The organism is Pseudomonas agronomica (assembly GCF_025917275.1).
GTDB lineage: Bacteria > Pseudomonadota > Gammaproteobacteria > Pseudomonadales > Pseudomonadaceae > Aquipseudomonas > Aquipseudomonas agronomica.
In genome coordinates this window covers 1-2,647 of the sequence record NZ_JAOSHO010000609.1, presented here as the reverse complement: position 1 = coordinate 2,647, position 2,647 = coordinate 1, and the positions used below count along the sequence as shown (strand labels likewise).

At 62.4% G+C, this 2,647-nt stretch carries 3 protein-coding genes; all 3 read left to right on the top strand.

What is annotated here, in order from left to right; translation table 11 throughout:
• Positions 1-40: 40 nt before the first annotated feature.
• The 3 genes from OC610_RS25190 to OC610_RS25180 all read left to right on the top strand — a co-directional run bounded on the left by OC610_RS25190 (position 41) and on the right by OC610_RS25180 (position 2,616).
• Positions 41-1,636 carry a GMC family oxidoreductase gene (locus OC610_RS25190; protein WP_264431733.1) on the top strand — a complete coding sequence of 532 codons (1,596 nt, stop codon included), beginning with the start codon at positions 41-43 and terminating at the stop codon, positions 1,634-1,636.
• Between the two features lie 115 nt (positions 1,637-1,751).
• Entirely contained in the window at positions 1,752-2,231 is a 480-nt protein-coding gene (gene coaD, locus OC610_RS25185) for a pantetheine-phosphate adenylyltransferase (RefSeq protein WP_007897855.1), read from the top strand.
• A 133-nt stretch (positions 2,232-2,364) separates the two neighbouring features.
• Positions 2,365-2,616, top strand: a complete 252-nt coding sequence (locus OC610_RS25180; RefSeq protein WP_003206534.1) for a YfhL family 4Fe-4S dicluster ferredoxin — start codon at positions 2,365-2,367, stop codon at positions 2,614-2,616.
• Positions 2,617-2,647 lie beyond the last annotated feature (31 nt).

Genomic DNA, 2,647 nt, shown 5'->3' with positions numbered 1-2,647 from the left:
AAGGCCTTTCGCAACCTACACACAACAAGAGGCCCCGAACATGCCCGTACCCGATCCGTTCCGCGAAGGCCTCGCCCGTGGCTGGACCACCTACAACGGCGCGCAACTGGCCGAGGACCTGACGCTGGAAGCCGATGTGGCGATCATCGGCAGCGGCGCCGGCGGCGGTACCACGGCGGAGATTCTCAGTGCCGCCGGCTACAAGGTGCTACTGATCGAGGAAGGGCCGCTCAAGACCAGCAGCGACTTCACGCTGCGGGAGGACCAGGCCTATACCAGCCTCTACCAGGAGGGCCTGGGGCGCATGAGCAAGGACGGCGCCATCACCATTCTGCAGGGGCGCGCGGTGGGCGGTACGACCCTGATCAACTGGACTTCAAGCTTCCGCACGCCGACGCAAACCCTCGAACACTGGACCGCCGAGCACAACGTAAAGGGCCACAGTCCCGCCGAGATGGCGCCCTGGTTCGAGCGCATGGAGCAACGCCTCGGCGTAGCACCCTGGCTGATTCCTCCCAACGCCAACAATGACGTGATCCGCAAGGGCTGCGAGCAATTGGGCTACAACTGGCACGTCATCCCGCGCAACGTGCGCGGTTGCTGGAACCTGGGTTATTGCGGCATGGGCTGCCCGACCAACGCCAAGCAGTCGATGCTCGTCACCACGATACCTGCCACGCTGGACAAGGGTGGCGCGCTGCTTTACCTGGCGCGAGCCGAGCGTCTGACGATCAAGAACGACACCGTCGTCGGCCTCGAATGCCAAGCCATGGACGAGCGTTGCGTGGCACCGACCGGGCGACGCATCACCGTCAAGGCGCGGCACTACGTGCTAGCCGGTGGCGGCATCAACAGCCCCGCCCTGTTGCTGCGCTCCGATGCGCCGGACCCTCACGAGCGCCTCGGCAAGCGTACATTCCTGCATTTGGTGAACATGTCGGCAGGTCAGTTCGATGAAGTCATCAACCCGTTCTATGGCGCGCCCCAATCGATTTATTCCGATCATTTCCAATGGCAGGACGGTATCACCGGCAAAATGTCCTACAAGCTGGAAGTGCCGCCCTTGCATCCCGCACTGGCCGCCACGCTGCTAGGCGGCTTCGGCGCGGAAAATGCCGGGCACATGGCGCACCTGCCCCATACCCACGCCATGCTGGCGTTGCTGCGTGATGGCTTTCACCCCGACAGCCCCGGCGGTACCGTCGAGTTGCGCAGCGACGGCACGCCGGTGCTCGATTATCAGGTTTCGCCCTATGCGTGGGACGGGCTGCGCCGAGCGTTCCACAGCATGGCCGAGATTCAGTTTGCCGGCGGGGCCAGGGCCGTCATGCCGATGCACAGCGATGCCCGTTATGTGAAAACCCTGGCCGAGGCACGGGTGATGATCGACGGACTCGACCTCGCCCTCTACCGCACGCGCCTGGGCAGTGCCCATGTCATGGGCGGCTGCGCCATGGGCGAAGATCCAAGGTCAGCCGTGACCGACAGCCTTGGCCGCCACCACCAATTGGGCAACCTTTCGATCCACGACGGCTCGCTGTTCCCCACCAGCATCGGCGCCAATCCACAGCTTTCGGTGTATGGACTGACCGCTCAACTGGCGTCGAACCTGGCCGAACGCCTGAAAAATTCATGAAAATACGCACTATTCGCAGCGTCTATAGTTCTTTTCTACGCAACAGCCGACTTGGCCGACCGAGAAGGCTGCGATACCATCCGACTCCCCAACGCACTCCCGCCAGGACGACGCGATGAACCGAGTGTTGTACCCAGGTACCTTCGACCCTATTACCAAGGGCCATGGCGATCTGGTCGAACGCGCCTCGCGCCTGTTCGACCATGTGATCATCGCCGTCGCGGCCAGCCCGAAGAAAAACCCGCTGTTCCCGCTGGAACAACGTGTGGAACTGGCCCGCGAGGTCACCAAGCACCTGCCCAACGTGGAAGTGGTCGGCTTCTCGACGCTGCTGGCGCATTTCGCCAAGGAAAAGAACGCCAATGTGTTCTTGCGCGGCCTGCGCGCGGTCTCGGACTTTGAATACGAGTTCCAACTGGCGAACATGAACCGGCAACTGGCGCCGGACGTCGAAAGCCTGTTCCTGACACCTTCGGAACGCTACTCCTTCATTTCCTCGACCCTGGTTCGGGAAATCGCGGCGTTGGGTGGCGACATCACCAAGTTCGTCCATCCGGCCGTGGCCGACGCGCTGACCCTGCGCTTCAAGAAATAACCTGCCGGCGCTGCGAGCCGCCTCGCAGCACGGCGCAGTCCATCGCGCCCGCGTGCACTGCGCTCGCCAATGCGGCACAATTGCGCCCATACGTTTTCAGATGCCCGGGCCCAATGCCCCGGCAGGAGCCTGCATGTCCCTGATCATCACCGACGACTGCATCAATTGCGACGTCTGCGAACCCGAATGCCCGAACGAAGCCATTTCCCAAGGCGAAGAGATCTACGTCATCGACCCGAACCTGTGCACCCAGTGCGTCGGCCATTACGACGAGCCGCAGTGCCAGCAAGTCTGTCCGGTGGATTGCATCCCGCTGGACGAAGCACACCCGGAGACTGAAGAACAGTTGATGGCGAAGTATCGCAAGATTACTGGCAAGGCTTGAGCCAGTGGTTTTGTAGCGTCTTTGCCGGCCT

Coding starts and splice junctions, on each gene's coding strand:
- OC610_RS25190 (WP_264431733.1), top strand. CDS start 41: ATGCCCGTACCCGATCCGTTCCGCGAAGGCCTCGCCCGTGGCTGGACC.
- coaD (WP_007897855.1), top strand. CDS start 1,752: ATGAACCGAGTGTTGTACCCAGGTACCTTCGACCCTATTACCAAGGGC.
- OC610_RS25180 (WP_003206534.1), top strand. CDS start 2,365: ATGTCCCTGATCATCACCGACGACTGCATCAATTGCGACGTCTGCGAA.